The organism is Harryflintia acetispora (genome assembly GCA_004340125.1).
GTDB lineage: Bacteria > Bacillota > Clostridia > Oscillospirales > Ruminococcaceae > Harryflintia > Harryflintia acetispora.
Genome location: SLUK01000005.1, coordinates 164,080 through 179,170, shown reverse-complemented (window position 1 = coordinate 179,170; position 15,091 = coordinate 164,080). Strand labels below are relative to the sequence as shown.

Genomic DNA, 15,091 nt, shown 5'->3' with positions numbered 1-15,091 from the left:
CGGCTCCCGAGAAAGGAATGATCAAACACATGATACAACAAACGGGCGCCGGCGAGCGCTTCTATGAGGCGGCGAAGGCGCTGGGCGAACGGCTCTTCGGTCTGCTGCGGCAGGTTCCAGGCGAGACGGCGGCGCGGGTGCAGGAAATCCGCCTGCGGGTCGGCCAGCCGATGGCCTTACATACCGGGACCGAGCACCTTTTCCTCGACCGGCAGGGAGGGTGCCATCCATCCCCGCCGAATAGCGCTTACCTCGTCAGCAAGGCCGACCTCTTCGAGTGCTTTCGCACCCTGTGCGGCTATTCGATCCACACCCATCAGCATGAGATTGCCAGGGGCTATATCTCCCTCCCAGGCGGGCACCGCGCGGGGATCTGCGGAAGCCTCAGCGGCGAGGGGGAGCATCTCAGCGGGCTGCGGGAAATTTCGTCGATCAACCTGCGGGTGGCCCGCCAGATGCGCGGCTGTGCGAGGGGGCTTGGGCAAAGCCTCTTCGGGGAGGGGCTTTGCGGGGTGCTGGTGGCGGGGCCGCCCGCCAGCGGAAAGACCACCCTGATCCGCGACCTGGCGCGCTCGCTCTCGGATGGGGAGCTCGGGAGCTATTACAAGGTGTCCCTGGTGGACGAGCGCTGTGAGCTGGCGGCGGTCTACCAGGGGGTGCCCACCAACGACATCGGCGCCTGCACCGACCTGCTCTACGGCTATCCCAAGCAGGCGGGGATCGAGATTGCGATCCGCACCCTCTCCCCGCAGGTGATCGTCTGCGACGAGGTAGGGCGCGAGGACGAGCTCGAGGCGGTGCGCATGGGCCTCTTCTCGGCGGTGAGCCTGATCACCACCGTGCACTGCGCGGGACGGGAGGATTTATACCGTCGCCCCCAGGCGCGCGCGCTGCTGCGCACTGGGGCGTTCGACAAGGCGGTGCTGCTCTGCGGCAGCGGCGCGCCGGGGGAAGTGCTGGAGATTCTGGACGTCAGAGAATTGGCGCAAGGAAAGGAAGGGTAATCATTATGAAGCTGATCGGAATGGTTTTGGTGGTTCTGTTTTGCTCGTCCTGCGGCTTGATGGGCGCGGCGTCGCTTCGCCGGCGGGAGGGGCACCTCAAGAAGGTGCAGCTCTTTTTGCATCTGCTGCAGGAACGGCTGAGCTATACCTTGAGCCCCCTCGGGGAGATTTTCGACGGGCTGCGAGACGAGCCGCTGCTGCGCGAGCTCGACTTCATCTCCCTGTGCGCCGGGAAGCTGGCGGGGGCGACCCCCTTTCCGCGGGCATTTGTCGAGAGCCTCGATGAAAGCCGCTGCGCGCTGGACCAAAGGGACCGCGAGCTGCTGGGCGAGCTGAGCTCTATCCTGGGGCAGTCGGACCTCGAAAACCAGCTCCGCGGGATCAGGCTGGTGCGCGCCAACATGCTGCAGCAGGCCGAGGCGGCCGAGGAGGTTTGCCGCAGCCGCGCCAAGCTCTATTCCTCGCTGGGGGTGCTTTCGGGGGTGGCGGTGGCGGTCGTGCTGCTGTAAAACAGTCGGCAAAGGGTGCGTTTTTCTTCAGGTCGGAAATTGGTCTTGCGCCCTTTGGGTGCTCAAGGAAGGGGCGGAAAAGGAATGGATGTCGATTTGATTTTCAGAATAGCGGCCATCGGGATCATTGTGGCGGTGCTCAACCAGGTGCTGGTCCGCTCGGGACGGGAGGAGCAGGCGATGATGACCACCCTTGCCGGGCTGGTGGTGGTGCTGATGATGGTGGTCCAGCAGATCAGCACCCTCTTCGACACGGTCAAGACGCTGTTCGGGCTCTAGCGATCGGAGGGAATATGGAACTGACGGCGATTGTGGGACTGGCGATTGTGGCGGTGTGCATTGTGGTGCTGCTGCGGCAGTATAAGCCGGAGTATGCGCTGATGGTCTCGCTGATCTGCTCAGTGGTGATCTTCGCGGCGGTGCTCGGGGAACTGATCCCGGCTTTCGATACCATCCGTTCGATGATGCAGCAAGTGCAGATCGACGGGCAGTATATCGAAATCCTCTTAAAATCCCTCGGGATCTGCTTCATCACCCAGATCGCCTCGGAGAGCTGCCGGGACGCGGGGGAGAGCGCCATCGCCTCGAAGATCGAGCTCGCGGGCAAGCTCATGCTGGTGGTGCTGGCGCTGCCGATGTTCGAGGAGATCGTGTCGATTGCGCTCGGCTTCATGGCGATGTGAAAGCGCCGCGCCGCCCGGCGGCGCGGCGGAAAGGACGCGGGACGATGAAACGACTTTTTTTTCTGGCGGCGGCGCTGCTGCTCCTTTGGGGACTGCCGCTGCCGGCGCGCGCCGCGCCGCTGAGCGACGAGGTGCAGGGGCAGCTGGAACAGCAGCTGCAGAGCCTCGGCGCGCAGGAGCTCGCAAACGAGCTGCCGGGGGAGGCCAGGGACATCCTCGAGGAGCTCGACCTTGGTGAAATCGACCTTGGCGCGCTACTCTCCCTCTCGCCCGGGGACTTCGTGCGGGTGGTGAAAGCGCAGGTGAAGAACACGGTGCAAAAACCCCTGGCGACGCTCGGAATGATCGCCGGGGTGGTGGTGCTCTGCGCACTGGTGGACACTCTGAAAAGCGGACTTTCCAAGGGGACGCTCTCCCCGGTTTTCTCCACCGTTTCGGTGCTCTGCGTCATCACCGTGATCGCGAAGCCGATCGGCGGGTGCATCGTCGGGGCGGCCGAGGCGATCCGCGGGTGCGCAAACTTCATGCTCTCCTTTATCCCGGTCTTCTGCTCGATCGTCACGGTGGGGGGCGCGCCGGTGACGGCGACGAGCTATAACCTGCTGCTCTTCTTCGCTTGCCAGCTGATCTCGAGCTTCGCTTCGAGCGTGCTGGTCCCCTTCATGGGGATCTATATGGGGCTTTGCGTGGCCGGCAGCGTGGGGGAGGATATCGGGGTGCTGCCGCTGGCCAAGGGGGTGCGCTCCTTCGTCACCTGGAGCCTGACGCTTACGATGACCGCCTATGTGGGGCTGCTCTCGATGCAGACGCTGGTCTCGGTGGGCGCTGACAATGCCATGCTCAAGACCGGGAAATTCCTGGTGGGGAGCTTCGTGCCCATCGTGGGCGGGGCGATCTCCGAGGCGCTCTCGGCCGCGCAGGGGGCTCTCCACCTGCTCAAGAGCGCGGTGGGCGCCTTCGGGATGGTGGCCGGGGCCGCGGCCTTCCTGCCGATTTTGGTGCGGGTGCTGCTGTGGTATTTTACGGTCAAGGTGGCCGCCTTCCTGGCGCAGACGCTCTCGCTCAAAAAGCTGGGGAGCCTGTTGGGCGCCTGCTCGGATTGCCTGGGGACCATGCTGGCGCTGCTCTTTTCCTTCCTGCTGCTGATCCTCGTCTCGATCATCCTGCTACTGAGCTTCAGCGCGACGATCTGAAAGGGGGAGTCATGATGGAAACCATCCGCCAGTTCGCCGCGATGGTCTGCGTGGCGGCAGTCGGCTGCTGCGCCTTGCGCCTGCTGCTGCCGCAGAGCGCCCTGGAACCGGTACTCCGGGTCATCCTTTCGGCCTTCTTCCTGCTCTGCCTGCTGCTGCCGCTGCGGGGGATTTCCCTGCCCGAGTTTTCGGCGGGCAGCGCCCTCTTCGAGGGGGAGGTGGCGGGGGGGCAGCAGCAGCTCTCGGAGCGCCTGCGCGAGCAGGTCGAGCAGGCCGCGAGCGACAACCTGCGCACCGTCATCGACGAGAAGCTGAAGAAGTTTGGAATCAGCGGGACAAATATAGGGATAAAGATTCATACAAGCACTGCGGGAAGCATAGATATTACTGGAGTGGAGCTAATGCTCCCGCAGGAATATGCTCACCTGAGCGAAAAGGCAAGGGCGTATGTAGAGGATGAGCTTGAGCTTCCCTGTCAGATCGGGCTCATCGGGGAGGACAATGAAGATGGAACTTAAAGGAGGAACCCTTCGTCTGCGCGAACTCTTTGCGGGGGACAAGAAGGTGCGCCTGATCGTGGCGGTCGGGATTTTGGGGATGGTGCTCATCCTGCTTTCGCAATTTCTGGACTCGCCCAAGGAAAAGAAGGTCGCAAGCGACGAAACGGCGGTCGGCAGCGAGGAATACACCTCGCAGATGGAACAGAAGCTGGGCACGCTCATCAGCGGGGTCGAGGGGGTGGGGAAGGCGAAGGTGATGATCACGCTCGAAAGCTCGGCCCAGATGATCTATGCGACCGAGGAGAAGACCCAGAACGACCAGATGCAGGACGTCTCCGGGGAGGGTAAGCAGAAGACCCAGCAGAGCGACAACCGCCAAACCAGCTATATCCTGGTGGATAAGGGCTCGGGCAGCAAGCAGCCGCTGGTGACCACCCGGCTGGAGCCCACCGTCAAGGGGGTCGTGGTGGTCTGTCCCGGGGCGGACAGCCAGGTGGTGCGCGCGCGGGTGGTGGACGTTGTGACCACCGCGCTGGGAATCGGCTCGAACAAGGTCTGCGTGGTCAAGTACGGCGGATAGCCGTTATAGATTGTCCCATATAAACCTTAGCATATTATGAAAAATTCGAGGAGGGCATATCCACATGAACATGATCATTTCTAAGAAACACATCATCCTGGCGTCGCTGGTGATGGCGCTTTGTGTGGCAGTATATCTCAACTACCGCTTCAACCAGACCGGCGAGGACCTCGTGGCGACCGGCACCGTGCAGGAAACCAAGAGCTACGGCGAGGCGCAGTTCGTCGAGGGCACCGCCACCGGCGAGGACGCCAAGGACACCGAAGCCTATTTTGCCGAAGCCAAGCTCACCCGCTCGCGCAGCCGGGACGACGCGGTGGACGCGATGACCACCATGCTCAAGGACAGCGCCCTTTCCGCCGATGAAAAGGCCGAGCTGACCATGAAGGCCGCCGACATCTCGAAATCCATCGAAACCGAGGGCAAGATGGAGAACCTGATCAAGGCCAAGGGATTCGAGGACTGCATGGTCTACTACGACGGGGAGAAGGAAAAGGTGGATGTGGTGATCAAGACCGGCGGCCTGCTCGATAACGAAGTGGCCCAGATCCGGGATATCGTGGTGCAGGAGACCGGCGCGCCGGTTGAAAATATTGCGATTGTCGAAGTAAAATAGGTTGAGCTTTCGCGAAAGTGTGGTATAATAAACCATAGATTATCCACAAACGTTTATTTTACCACAGGAGGCTTTGCGGCGCATGGAGAATATGCAGGCTAAAACTCAGGGCAGTCTCAGGATTTCAAAGGACGTCATCGCGACCATCGCGAGCTGTGCCGCCACTGAAATCGCGGGCGTCGCGGGACTGGCGACCTATACCACCAACATCCGCAACCTGTTTACCAAGAACGCGGTGAACAAGTCGATCGCGGTGGAGCTCAGCGACGAGGTCGCCGAGATCGCGGTCCATCTCAATCTTCATTTCGGCGCAAAGATCCCCGCCGTGTCCGAGGCCGTACAGCGCGCGGTGAAGGAAGCGGTGCAGAACATGACCGGGATCACCGTCTCGAAGGTGAACGTCTACATCGGGGACATCACGTTCCCCCAGGTCGCGCCCCCGTCTGCGGCGGCGGTCCGGGAATAAAGAGAGCATGGCACGCCATCCCGGGGCCTTCCTGGCCCCGGGACGGTTTTGCTTTTATGATTATAATTGAGACAAGATAGAAAAAGCGGAGGAATGGCCGTATGACCAGAAGCGAAGCGAGAGAGCTTGCTTTTATCCTGATGTTTGAAAAGACCTTCACCGACGACAGCTTCGAGGAGATCATTGAGAAAGCCACCGAGGGGCGGGAGCTCAGCCTCGACAGGTTTGCGGCGGAGCTGGCCCAGGGCACCTATAGCCACCTCGGGGAGCTGGACGAACTGATCTCGAAGAACTCCCAGAACTGGAAGATTTCGCGCATCTCCCGCGTCGCGCTCTCCGCGCTGCGCGTGGCCGTCTATGAGATGCTGTATGAAAGGAATATTCCGCGCAGCGTTTCGATCAACGAGGCCATCGAGCTGACCAAGAAATTCGCCACCCCCGAGGACGCATCCTTCGTCAACGGGGTGCTCGGCGCGGTGGAAAAGTCGCTGCCGCCCGAGGAGCAGAAGAATACAAAGTAAGAAGCAAAAAGAGCCGGGACCATATGGTCCCGGCTCCTTTTTATTGTCCGAAAGATTACTCCTCATCCTGCGAGGATTCCTCTTCAGAAGAGTCCTCCGACGACTCCTCCTCATCCTCCTGCGTGCCCTGCTCCTCGCTGGAGGAGGGCTCCGAGACGGACGGGGCGTCCTCCCCGCCCGAAGCGGATTCGGCCGGCGTGGCCGGTGCGACGGTCTTGGCGGCGGTCGCCGCCAGCTCGACCGCCTTCTTGAGCTGCGGGTCGAATTCCAGCAAGGTTTTAAGCTGCGGGTCCTGCGCGGGCGGGTCGAGCGCCTCGAGCGCCGCCGCCTGGTCGGGGGTGAGCCTCACCTCGAAGTCCGGCTTGACGCCCACCCCGTCGAAGGAAAGCCCCGAGGGGGAGTTGTATTTGGCCACGGTCACATCGATGGCCGAGCCGTCGCTGAGCTGCTGGGTTTCCTGCATGGAACCCTTGCCCATGGTGAGTGTGCCGACCGACTTAACCCCCAGCTGCTCGTAATCCTTGAGCGCCTGGGCGAACAGCTCGGCGGAGCTGGCGGTCTTCTCGTTGGTGAGCACCACCATCGGCAGGTCGATGAACGCCGGATCGGAGGTGGCGAGCACCTGGGTGCTGCCGTCCTTATAGGTGGCGGAGACGATGTCCCCCTGCGGCAGGAGCTTGTCCAGAATCCGGGTGGCCTGGTCGATCGGCCCGGTCTGGTTGCTGCGAACGTCGAAGACCAGGGAATTGGCTCCCTCGCTGACCAGCTTGTCCACCGCGCGGCTGAACTGGTCGGCGGTGTTGGCGCCGAATTCCACGATCTGCACATATCCGACCCCGTCCTCGGTCATGTTGGTGTAGACGGTGGGCTTCTCCACGTCGCGGCGGGTCAGCGGATGGGGGGTATCCACGTTGTCGCGGCGCACCACCACGTCGATCTGGGTGCCCGCCTCGCCGAGGATGGACTGCTGGAGCTCCTCACAGTTGTCCTTGGTCACGTCGGTCTCGTCGATCCGCACGATCAGATCGCCCGGCTGGATGTCCGCGGCCAGGGCGGGGGACTCGGGGTAGACCTCCTCTACCCGGATATAGCCAGTCTCGTCCAGGGAGGTGACCACGCCGATTCCCACCGATTTTGACAGGCCGCTCTGGTTCTGGCGGGAGTATTCCTCCACCGTCAGGTATTTGGCATAGGGGTCGCCGGTGCCGGCCATGTAGCCCTTGGCCAGGCTGTCGGTCAGCGCGCTGTCGTCCAGATTCCCGTAGTAGTTCTGGCGCACCCACTTGTCGATCTCGGCCAGCTTGGAGTACATCGCCTCCCGCTCCTTGATGTTGTGTACCGTATCGTTGAAGGTCTGGCGGGAGTAGACCATCGTGACCGAGAAGGTGGCGGAGGCGATGATCGCCATCAGCGCGATGGCCGCCCCCAAAGAAATCTTTTTGTTCATCCTGACTCTCCATGTCCTTATTTTCGGCAGCCCCGGCATACGCCCTGGGGCGAAAACATAACATTTTACTTTGGTTAGTATAGCACAGTCGGCCTAAAATGTCATTAAAAGAATGTAAACAGAGAGCCGCGGCGAAGGGGCGCCCTTCGCCGCGGCTCTCTGTTCTAATGGGCTCCCCTTTTTTGCCTACCGCGCACAGGCGCAGGCGCAGGGGATCGGAACGGGCGCCATCATCTCATAGACCGCACCGGTGAGGGAGTGAACCTGCTCGAGCTCGGACTTTAAGCTGGCCAGGCCGTAGCAGGGGTTTTGCAGCAGCGACACGGCGTCCTCGCAGCTGGTGGCAGCGGCGGTGCCGCCGCAGCCGCACTGGCAAGCGCAGTTCTGGCGGGCACAGCGGCCCGCGTTTTCATAAGTCACATGGGAGAACCCGCCGGTATAGCCGCTGTAATCCACCTGGCGGCCCTGCGCCGCGCAGGCGGCCGAACAGGGGAAGGGCTCCTCCGGGGTGGGGATAAAGCCGCCGCTGGCGACCCACGGATAGGCGCAGCCGCAGCCGTAGCCGGCCGCGCAGTTGTTCTTGTAGCAGCTGTAATTGACCGAATAGTTGGAGGTGCTGGTGGTGTCCAGGGCATAGGGGGTCGCACAGTTACAGCCGCAGCTATTTGAGCAACCGCATCCACAGCCACAGCCATACCCGCAGCCACAGCCGCACCCGCACCCGCAGCCACAGTCGGGCTTGGCGCCGCAATTGTTAAAAGGACTGCAGTTAATGATGTTCATCTTGATTTCCTCCGTCTGAAACTACATGGATTTTGCCGCGCCGCACAAACCTTTCACAGTTCCGGCGCGTCGTCCGCCTCCCGGAAGCGGGAGGTGATATGGATACCGGCATCCAATTTGGATGCCACTCTATTATATGGCCCGGTAGGGAAGGCCGTTCATCAAAAAGACGATTCCCCGTCACACATCGCTTGCTTATTTCGGCGGGAGGAATGCTATAATAGAAAATAGATACATGCAAGGGGGCTTTTACAATGTCCGACAGACAAATCTACTACAATGGCAATATCCTGACGCTGGAGAAAGGCGCGCCTGCCGAGGCGCTGCTCGTCGAAGGCGGGGCCGTCAAAGCGCTGGGGAGCTACGACGAGCTGCGCCTTGCCGCCGGGGACGGCGCTCGGCGCGTGGATCTTTTGGGCCGCACGCTGCTGCCCGCCTTTATCGACGCGCACAGCCACATCACCTCGCTGGCGAGCACCCTCGCCTCGGTCCCGCTTGAGGGGGCGAAGTCCCAAGAGGAGATTGCGAAGCGGATACGGGACTATGTCGCCGCGCACGGGGTGCCCGCCGGGAAGTGGGTCACCGGCTTTGGCTATGACAACAACCTCCTGCCGGGAAGGGAGCACCCCGACCGCAGGCTGCTGGACGCCGCCGCACCGCAAAACCCGGTGGTGATCTCCCACGCCTCGGGGCATATGGGGGTGATGAACACCCAGGGCCTGCGGCAGATGGGGATTGCCGCCTCCACCCCCGACCCGGCGGGCGGAAAAATCGGCCGGGAGCTGGACGGGGAGCCGAGCGGCTACCTGGAGGAGGCGGCCTTCACCGCGACCGCCGCGCGCATGCCGGAGCCTTCGCCGGAGGAGAGCCTGCGCCTGCTCGAAGAGGCGCAGAAGGTCTACCTGCGCCACGGGATCACCACGGTGCAGGACGGCTTCACCGCCCCCGCGCAGTGGGAGCTGCTGCGTCAGGCGGCGGAGGAGGGGAGGCTCATGGTCGATACCGTGGCCTACGCAGACCTTTGCGGCAGTCCCGGAATGCTGCATGAAAACCGGGACTGGCGGGAGTATCAAAACCACTTGAAGCTCGGCGGGTATAAAATTTTCCTCGACGGTTCGCCCCAAGGGCGCACCGCCTGGATGAGCGAGCCCTATCTCGGGGGCGAGCCGGGTTATCGCGGCTACCCGGCCCACGAGAATCAGCAGGTGCGCGCTTATCTGGACACCGCGCTGCGCGAGGGAGCGCAGCTGCTGGCCCACTGCAACGGGGACGCCGCCGCGCAGCAGTTCCTCGACGCTTACGCCGCCGCGCGGGAGCAAAACCCCGGCGCGCCGGACATCCGCCCGGTGATGATCCATGCCCAGCTGCTGCGGCGCGACCAGCTGCCGCGCCTGCGAGCGCTTTCGATGATCGCTTCCTTCTTCGTGGCCCATGTCTGGCATTGGGGGGATGTGCACCTGCACAACTTCGGCCCCGCGCGGGCGAACCTCATCAGCCCGGCGGCCAGCGCCCTGCGCGAAGGGGTGACCTTCACCTTCCATCAGGATACGCCGGTTCTGCCGCCGGATATGCTTGAAACGCTCTGGTGCGCGGTCTGCCGGCGCACCAAGGACGGGGTGCTCCTGGGCGAAAGTGAGCGGATCACCCCTGCCGCGGCGCTGGCGGCGGTGACCAAAAACGCCGCCTACCAGTATTTCGAGGAGGGGCGCAAGGGTACCCTTCGCCCCGGGAAGCTGGCCGACATGGTGATCCTGGACCGGGATCCCCTACGGGTGTCGCCCGAGGAAATCCGGAATATCCGGGTGCTGGAGACCATCAAGGAGGGGAAGACCCTTTACCGCTGCGAGGAGTGAGACAACATGAACTATGGAATCGTGGACCTCGGGTCAAACTCGATACGGCTGTCGATCTACGAGGTGCAGGATGGGCAGCCGCGGCTTCTGATCAATAAAAAAGAGATGGCGGGGCTGGCAGGCTACGTCAGCGGGGGCATCCTGGAAGAAACCGGAATCGAGCGCGCCTGCGCGGCGCTGGAGAGCTTCCATGAAATCCTCGGGCATTTCGGGATCAAAGAGATGCACGCCTTTGCCACCGCTTCGCTGCGCAACATTGAAAACCGTTCCGAGGCAGTGGCTGAGATCGCCCGGCGCACCGGGGTGAAGCTGGTGGTGCTCTCCGGCTCACAGGAGGCGCACCTCGATTTCGTGGGAGCGGCCCATACGCTGAGCCTGGACGAGGGGATGCTGGTGGACATCGGCGGTGGGAGCACCGAGCTGGTCCATTTCCGGCAGCGCCAAATCGTCCATCTGGTGAGCCTTCCCATCGGCTCGCTCTCGCTGCACAAGGCGTATGTCGAGGGACTGCTGCCCACGCCGAACGAGCGTAAGGAGATCAAGAAAGCGATCCGCAGGGAGTTTGACGCCTTGGACTGGAAGGACGCCGGGCGCTGCGACCTGCTTTGCGGGGTGGGCGGCACGGTGCGCGCGGCGCTGAAAATCAGCCGGGAGCTGTTCGGGGCGGCGAAGGGGGAAACCGCCTTTCCCGCCGGGAACGTGTCGCAGATCGTGCACCGGCTGCGCTCCCGGGACGAGGCCGAGCAGGCCGCGGTTTACCGGGTCGTGCCCGAGCGCACGCCGAGCCTGCTGCCGGGGATGATGATCCTCAAGGAGACGGTGCGGCGTTTCGGCTGCCAAACGGTGGAGGTCAGCAGCAGCGGCGTGCGGGAGGGCTATCTGCTCGAACGGGTGCTGGGGGCACAGGGCTGATCCTCACGGGACCTATAGTGTGGACAGGCGGGGGTGTCGGATCTTCTGATCTTGATGCGGGGATAGGCACAGTGGCCGAAAGCGTTTATATGATAACCCTCTCCCCTAAAAATAAAGTTGACATTCACTGAATGTCAACTTGAAAAAAATTTGGGATTCCAAAGGGTCAAACGACCCTTTGGCGGGGTGTGGGGCGGTGCCCCACGAACATATCGCGCCAGCGAAAAGGGGAAGAGGGAATCAAAGCGTCCAGTGGACGCTTTGAGGGGGAAACCCCGAGATGGGTTTCCCCTTGTTTTTGGGGAACCCCTCTTGGGGTTCCCCTCTCGGACCTCCACTGGAGGTCCGATTCACCCCTCCTACGCCTTTTTACGATTGATGAGGGCTCCTCGCCCTCAAACTCCCCGCCAAGGGGGCGCAGCCCCCTTGGAACCCTATTATTCAGGACGCGGACTGAGCATGTCCGTTTTGTAAACTAGTCCCTTCGCGAATCGGCTACAGCGCCTCGCTGTCGGCGGCTCGCCGCTCCTTGCAGAAGTGGTAGAATGCGAGGTAGTCCTCCATAAAAATATCGTTTTGCAGGCAGACGAAGGAAAACTCCCGTCCGGCGGCAAAGCGCTCGATGGGGATCACGCTCAGTTCTCCGCTTTGCAGCTCCTTTGCCGCCACCTCGCGGTAAGCGAAGGTGATCCCCATCCCGGCCGCCACCAACCGTTTGATGGCCCCGAAGCTCCCCAACTCACAGCGCAAAGGGAAGCTCGTGAGCGGGAGGTTGTGCTCGCTTAAAATGGATTCCAGCACCTCGCGGGTGCCCGATCCGCGCTCCCGCAGGATAAGCCTCTCCCCGACCAAGGCCCCGAAGGGAACGGGCTGCCGCGCGAGCGGGGAATCCCCCGCGCACAGCGGTACGAATTCCTCCTCGGAGAGCGGGAAGGAGGCGAAGTCCCGGCGGCTGAAATTCCCCTCGATAAAGGCGAAGGAGATTTCGCCGTGCTCCAGCGCGTGCAGCAGGCTCTGGGTGTTCTGCACCGTCATCTGCACCTCGTCCTGCGGGTGGAGTGAGAGGTATCTTTCCAGCAGGGCGGGCATGACGTATTCTCCAATGGACAGGGTGGCTCCGAAACGCAGCCGCCGCCCTTCGGCGCGCGGCGCGCGCAGCAGCCGCATCGCCCGCTCGCTGCCGGCGCGCAGCCCCAACGCACAGCTGCGCAGCAGCTCCCCCCGCTCGGTCAGGGAGAGGGACTTGCGGCTGTAGCAAAACAGCTTGCAGCCATATTCATTTTCTAAAAATTTGATGTGCTGGGTTACGGTGGGCTGGGTGATGTGCAGCAGAGCGGCGGTCTTGGTATAACTGAGGGTCTCACAGAGGGTCAGAAAGGTCTGGATCCGGAAGTCGAGCATAGAAAGAATTCCTTTCTAATGTCACATATTATTTTTATAAATCGATTTATAAGAATTAATAATTTTATTTTATATTAAAAGAGGAGTATAATCAACCCCAGTGTGACAAAAAGGGGTTGGAGAAAATGACAAAGTGGTTGACGGTAGTAAAAGAGGTGCTGCCGGGGCTGGTAGTCTGTGTGATCCTGGGGATGCTCGCGAAATATGCGGCCACCTTCCTGCCGGCGGTGGGCGCGGCGATGTTCGCCATCGGCTTTGGAATCCTGCTGGGGAACACCCTGCTGGACCGGCCGGTGTTCGAGCGGGGCAGCAAGTTTTCCGAAAGCCGGCTGTTGGAATATTCCATCGTGCTCACCGGCGCGACGCTCAATCTCGGCGATGTGCTCTCGGTCGGGGCGGGCGGTCTTGGCTTCATCCTGATCCAGATGGGACTGACCATCGCGGCGGCCTACCTGATCGGGCGGGCGCTGGGCTTTGGCAAGAAGTTTTCCCTTTTGATGTGCGCGGGCAACGCGGTCTGCGGCTCGAGCGCCATCGCCTCGGTGGCGCCGGTGGTGAAGGCCGACGGGAAGGACAAGGGCCTGTCGATCACCATCGTCAACGTGACCGGGACCTTTTTGATGGTGCTGCTGCCCATCCTGTCCGGCTTCGTTTACCAGCACGAGGTGCTGCACACCTCGGCCCTGATCGGCGGCACTTTGCAGTCCATCGGCCAGGTGATCGCCTCGGCCAAATTTGTCAGCGACCCGGTGGTGGAGATGGCCACCGTCTTCAAGATTATCCGGATCATCTTTCTGGTGTTGGTCGCCCTGCTCTTTTCGCGGATGAACACCGAGGAGGAGGGCCCGCTCTTCGCGCGCGGCAGGCAGGAGGGGCACGCGAAGGTCAAGGCGGGGGTCCCCTGGTTCATCATCGGCTTTTTCGTGCTGTGCGTGATCAACAGCCTGCACCTGATCCCCGGCATTTTGAGCGAGGGTGCGCACTTCGTCAGCAGCCAGTTCGAGATCATTGCGCTGGCGGCCATCGGGATGCGGGTGAAGTTCAAGGTCCTGCTCAGCGAGGGGCCCAAGGCCATGCTCTACGGCGCGCTGACCGGCTGCTGCCAGGTGCTCTTCGCGCTCGGGTTAATCTTCCTCCTGCTGCGTTAAGGGGATATTTTGCTTGACGTTTTTCCCATTTGCTGGTATAATTTCCAGTAATACGAAGCTGATGTCAAAAAAGAATTCTGCCGGGAGCGGGATTCTTTTTGCGTTTTTGGGGGGACATCTCTTCCTATTCGAAGGTGGGGGATCAGATGGAAAACAGGGAAGTCATCCTCTTCGCGCCGCAGGAGGCGCAAAGGTTTCTGACGCGCTTCGGGCGGGATTTCGAGCTGGCGGGGGCAAACGATGTGCCCGCGCTGCTTCGCCGGGCAAGCGCTGTATCGCCCCGCCTCTCGCTCATCCTGCTGGCGCTGCCGGGGGAGGAGTCGCTGGCGGCGCTCGAGGCCTTGGGGCGGGAGGAGGCGCTCAGGCGGGTGCCGGTCGTCGTCTTCCTGCCGGACGGGGCGCTTGAGGAGCGGGCGCTGCGGCTGGGCGCTTATGAGGTGCTGCTCGGCTGCCAAAGCGCGGCTGCGATGGAGCTCCGCCTGGCGCGCGCGCTCGCCCATTCGCCCTGCGAGGCGAAGGCGCGCGCGCTCCAGGAGCAGGTGCGACTGGGGGAGGAGCGCTACCGGCTGATCATGGAAAAGTCGGACGGGGTGATCTTCGAGTGGGACATCGGGCGGGACCGGGTGCATTTCTCCGAGGTATGGGAGCAGCGCTTCGGCCATCCCGCCCAGATGGAGCATTTTTTGGGCGGCTTTGACGCGCAGAGCTTTCTGGAGCCGCAGGACGCGCCAATCTTTCGCGCGCTGCTCGAGCGGGTACGCGCCGGCGCGCCCTATAGCGAGGCGACGGTGCGGGTGCGCAAGGGCGAGGGGAGCCTTTGGATGCGCGCGGGGCTGACCGGGCTCCGGGAGGAGTCCTTGCACAGCGCGGTGGGCATTTTGATCGACGTGGACCGGGAGATGCGCGAGGCGCAGCGCCAGCGCCGCCGCGCCGAGCGCGACGGCCTGACCGGGCTATATAACAAGACCACAGCCGAGGCGATGATCCGCGACTACCTGGACGGCGAGGGAAAAGGCAGGCTGCACGCGCTGATGGTCCTCGACTTTGACAACTTCAAGGCGGTCAACGACAGCTACGGCCACCGCTACGGGGACCGGCTTCTGGTCGAGGTCACCCGCAGGATCAGCGGGTTCTTCCGCGCCAGCGATATCATCGGGCGCGCGGGCGGGGACGAATTTATCATCCTGATGAAGGACCTGCCGGGGCGCGTCCCGGTCGAGGAGCGCGCAAGAGAGCTCTGCGGCGCCTTTTTGCAGACTTCGCCCGGGGGGCAGGTCAGCGGCAGCGTGGGGATCGCGCTGAGCACCCCGCAGGGCGGCGGCTACGAGGCGCTCTACGAGCAGGCCGACCTCGCGCTTTACGAGGCCAAGCGGCAGGGGAAGGGCACCTTCTGCTTTTATAGCGGGGGGCTGCGGCGCGAGGGGGCTCCTTCCCCAAAATCCGACCGGCGCTGAGGGGAAATTTCTACATTTTAC

The 15,091-nt window shown here is 62.5% G+C and carries 17 protein-coding genes; 14 read left to right on the top strand and 3 right to left on the bottom strand.

Translation table 11 applies throughout. The annotated features are described in order from the left end of the window. Window positions 1–29 precede the first annotated feature (29 nt). From EDD78_RS07500 to nusB, 10 genes are all read left to right on the top strand, one after another. Window positions 30–1,004, top strand: a complete 975-nt coding sequence (locus EDD78_RS07500) for a stage III sporulation protein AA (protein ID WP_132084513.1) — start codon at window positions 30–32, stop codon at window positions 1,002–1,004. Between the two features lie 5 nt (window positions 1,005–1,009). Continuing rightward, window positions 1,010–1,513: a stage III sporulation protein AB gene (locus tag EDD78_RS07495; RefSeq protein ID WP_132084512.1), complete on the top strand. Its 504-nt coding sequence runs from the start codon at window positions 1,010–1,012 to the stop codon at window positions 1,511–1,513. 84 nt (window positions 1,514–1,597) lie between these two features. Continuing rightward, window positions 1,598–1,792 (top strand): stage III sporulation protein AC, encoded by a 195-nt coding sequence (gene spoIIIAC / locus EDD78_RS07490; RefSeq protein ID WP_079698439.1) that lies wholly within the window; start codon window positions 1,598–1,600, stop codon window positions 1,790–1,792. A gap of 14 nt (window positions 1,793–1,806) precedes the next feature. Continuing rightward, window positions 1,807–2,196: a SpoIIIAC/SpoIIIAD family protein gene (locus EDD78_RS07485; protein WP_079698440.1), complete on the top strand. Its 390-nt coding sequence runs from the start codon at window positions 1,807–1,809 to the stop codon at window positions 2,194–2,196. A gap of 44 nt (window positions 2,197–2,240) precedes the next feature. Continuing rightward, window positions 2,241–3,389, top strand: coding sequence for a stage III sporulation protein AE (locus EDD78_RS07480; RefSeq protein WP_132084511.1), 1,149 nt, complete (start codon window positions 2,241–2,243; stop codon window positions 3,387–3,389). A gap of 11 nt (window positions 3,390–3,400) precedes the next feature. Further along, window positions 3,401–3,907: a hypothetical protein gene (locus EDD78_RS07475; protein WP_165873149.1), complete on the top strand. Its 507-nt coding sequence runs from the start codon at window positions 3,401–3,403 to the stop codon at window positions 3,905–3,907. Beyond that, the gene (locus EDD78_RS07470) at window positions 3,897–4,469 is read left to right on the top strand and encodes a SpoIIIAG-related protein (protein ID WP_079698443.1); all 573 of its coding nucleotides are present in this window, start codon (window positions 3,897–3,899) and stop codon (window positions 4,467–4,469) included. The genes EDD78_RS07475 and EDD78_RS07470 overlap by 11 nt, the downstream gene beginning before the upstream one ends. A gap of 64 nt (window positions 4,470–4,533) precedes the next feature. Then, entirely contained in the window at window positions 4,534–5,085 is a 552-nt protein-coding gene (locus EDD78_RS07465) for a SpoIIIAH-like family protein (protein ID WP_079698444.1), read from the top strand. 82 nt (window positions 5,086–5,167) lie between these two features. Further along, on the top strand, window positions 5,168–5,551 hold the full coding sequence (locus EDD78_RS07460; protein WP_079698445.1) for an Asp23/Gls24 family envelope stress response protein: 384 nt from the start codon (window positions 5,168–5,170) through the stop codon (window positions 5,549–5,551). 101 nt (window positions 5,552–5,652) lie between these two features. Beyond that, entirely contained in the window at window positions 5,653–6,072 is a 420-nt protein-coding gene (nusB, locus tag EDD78_RS07455) for a transcription antitermination factor NusB (RefSeq protein WP_079698446.1), read from the top strand. Window positions 6,073–6,127: 55 nt separating this feature from the next. On the opposite strand, the gene EDD78_RS07450 is transcribed toward nusB, so the two are convergent. Together EDD78_RS07450 and EDD78_RS07445 are read right to left on the bottom strand one after the other, a co-directional pair. After that, window positions 6,128–7,519: a S41 family peptidase gene (locus tag EDD78_RS07450; protein WP_165873148.1), complete on the bottom strand. Its 1,392-nt coding sequence runs from the start codon at window positions 7,517–7,519 to the stop codon at window positions 6,128–6,130. 186 nt (window positions 7,520–7,705) lie between these two features. After that, entirely contained in the window at window positions 7,706–8,302 is a 597-nt protein-coding gene (locus EDD78_RS07445) for a hypothetical protein (RefSeq protein ID WP_132084508.1), read from the bottom strand. 254 nt (window positions 8,303–8,556) lie between these two features. On the opposite strand from EDD78_RS07445, the gene EDD78_RS07440 reads away from it, so the two are divergent. Together EDD78_RS07440 and EDD78_RS07435 are read left to right on the top strand one after the other, a co-directional pair. Continuing rightward, window positions 8,557–10,155, top strand: a complete 1,599-nt coding sequence (locus tag EDD78_RS07440) for an amidohydrolase (RefSeq protein WP_132084507.1) — start codon at window positions 8,557–8,559, stop codon at window positions 10,153–10,155. 6 nt (window positions 10,156–10,161) lie between these two features. Beyond that, window positions 10,162–11,067: a Ppx/GppA phosphatase family protein gene (locus tag EDD78_RS07435; RefSeq protein WP_132084506.1), complete on the top strand. Its 906-nt coding sequence runs from the start codon at window positions 10,162–10,164 to the stop codon at window positions 11,065–11,067. Window positions 11,068–11,562: 495 nt separating this feature from the next. Here the strand turns inward: EDD78_RS07435 and EDD78_RS07430 are convergent, their stop codons facing one another. Next, complete coding sequence (locus EDD78_RS07430) at window positions 11,563–12,468, bottom strand: LysR family transcriptional regulator (protein ID WP_132084505.1); 906 nt, start codon at window positions 12,466–12,468, stop codon at window positions 11,563–11,565. 125 nt (window positions 12,469–12,593) lie between these two features. Here EDD78_RS07430 and EDD78_RS07425 point away from each other — a divergent pair, with 125 nt between their 5' ends. Together EDD78_RS07425 and EDD78_RS07420 are read left to right on the top strand one after the other, a co-directional pair. Continuing rightward, window positions 12,594–13,616, top strand: a complete 1,023-nt coding sequence (locus tag EDD78_RS07425; RefSeq protein WP_079698452.1) for a YeiH family protein — start codon at window positions 12,594–12,596, stop codon at window positions 13,614–13,616. A gap of 146 nt (window positions 13,617–13,762) precedes the next feature. Further along, window positions 13,763–15,070 (top strand): sensor domain-containing diguanylate cyclase, encoded by a 1,308-nt coding sequence (locus EDD78_RS07420; protein WP_165873147.1) that lies wholly within the window; start codon window positions 13,763–13,765, stop codon window positions 15,068–15,070. Window positions 15,071–15,091 lie beyond the last annotated feature (21 nt).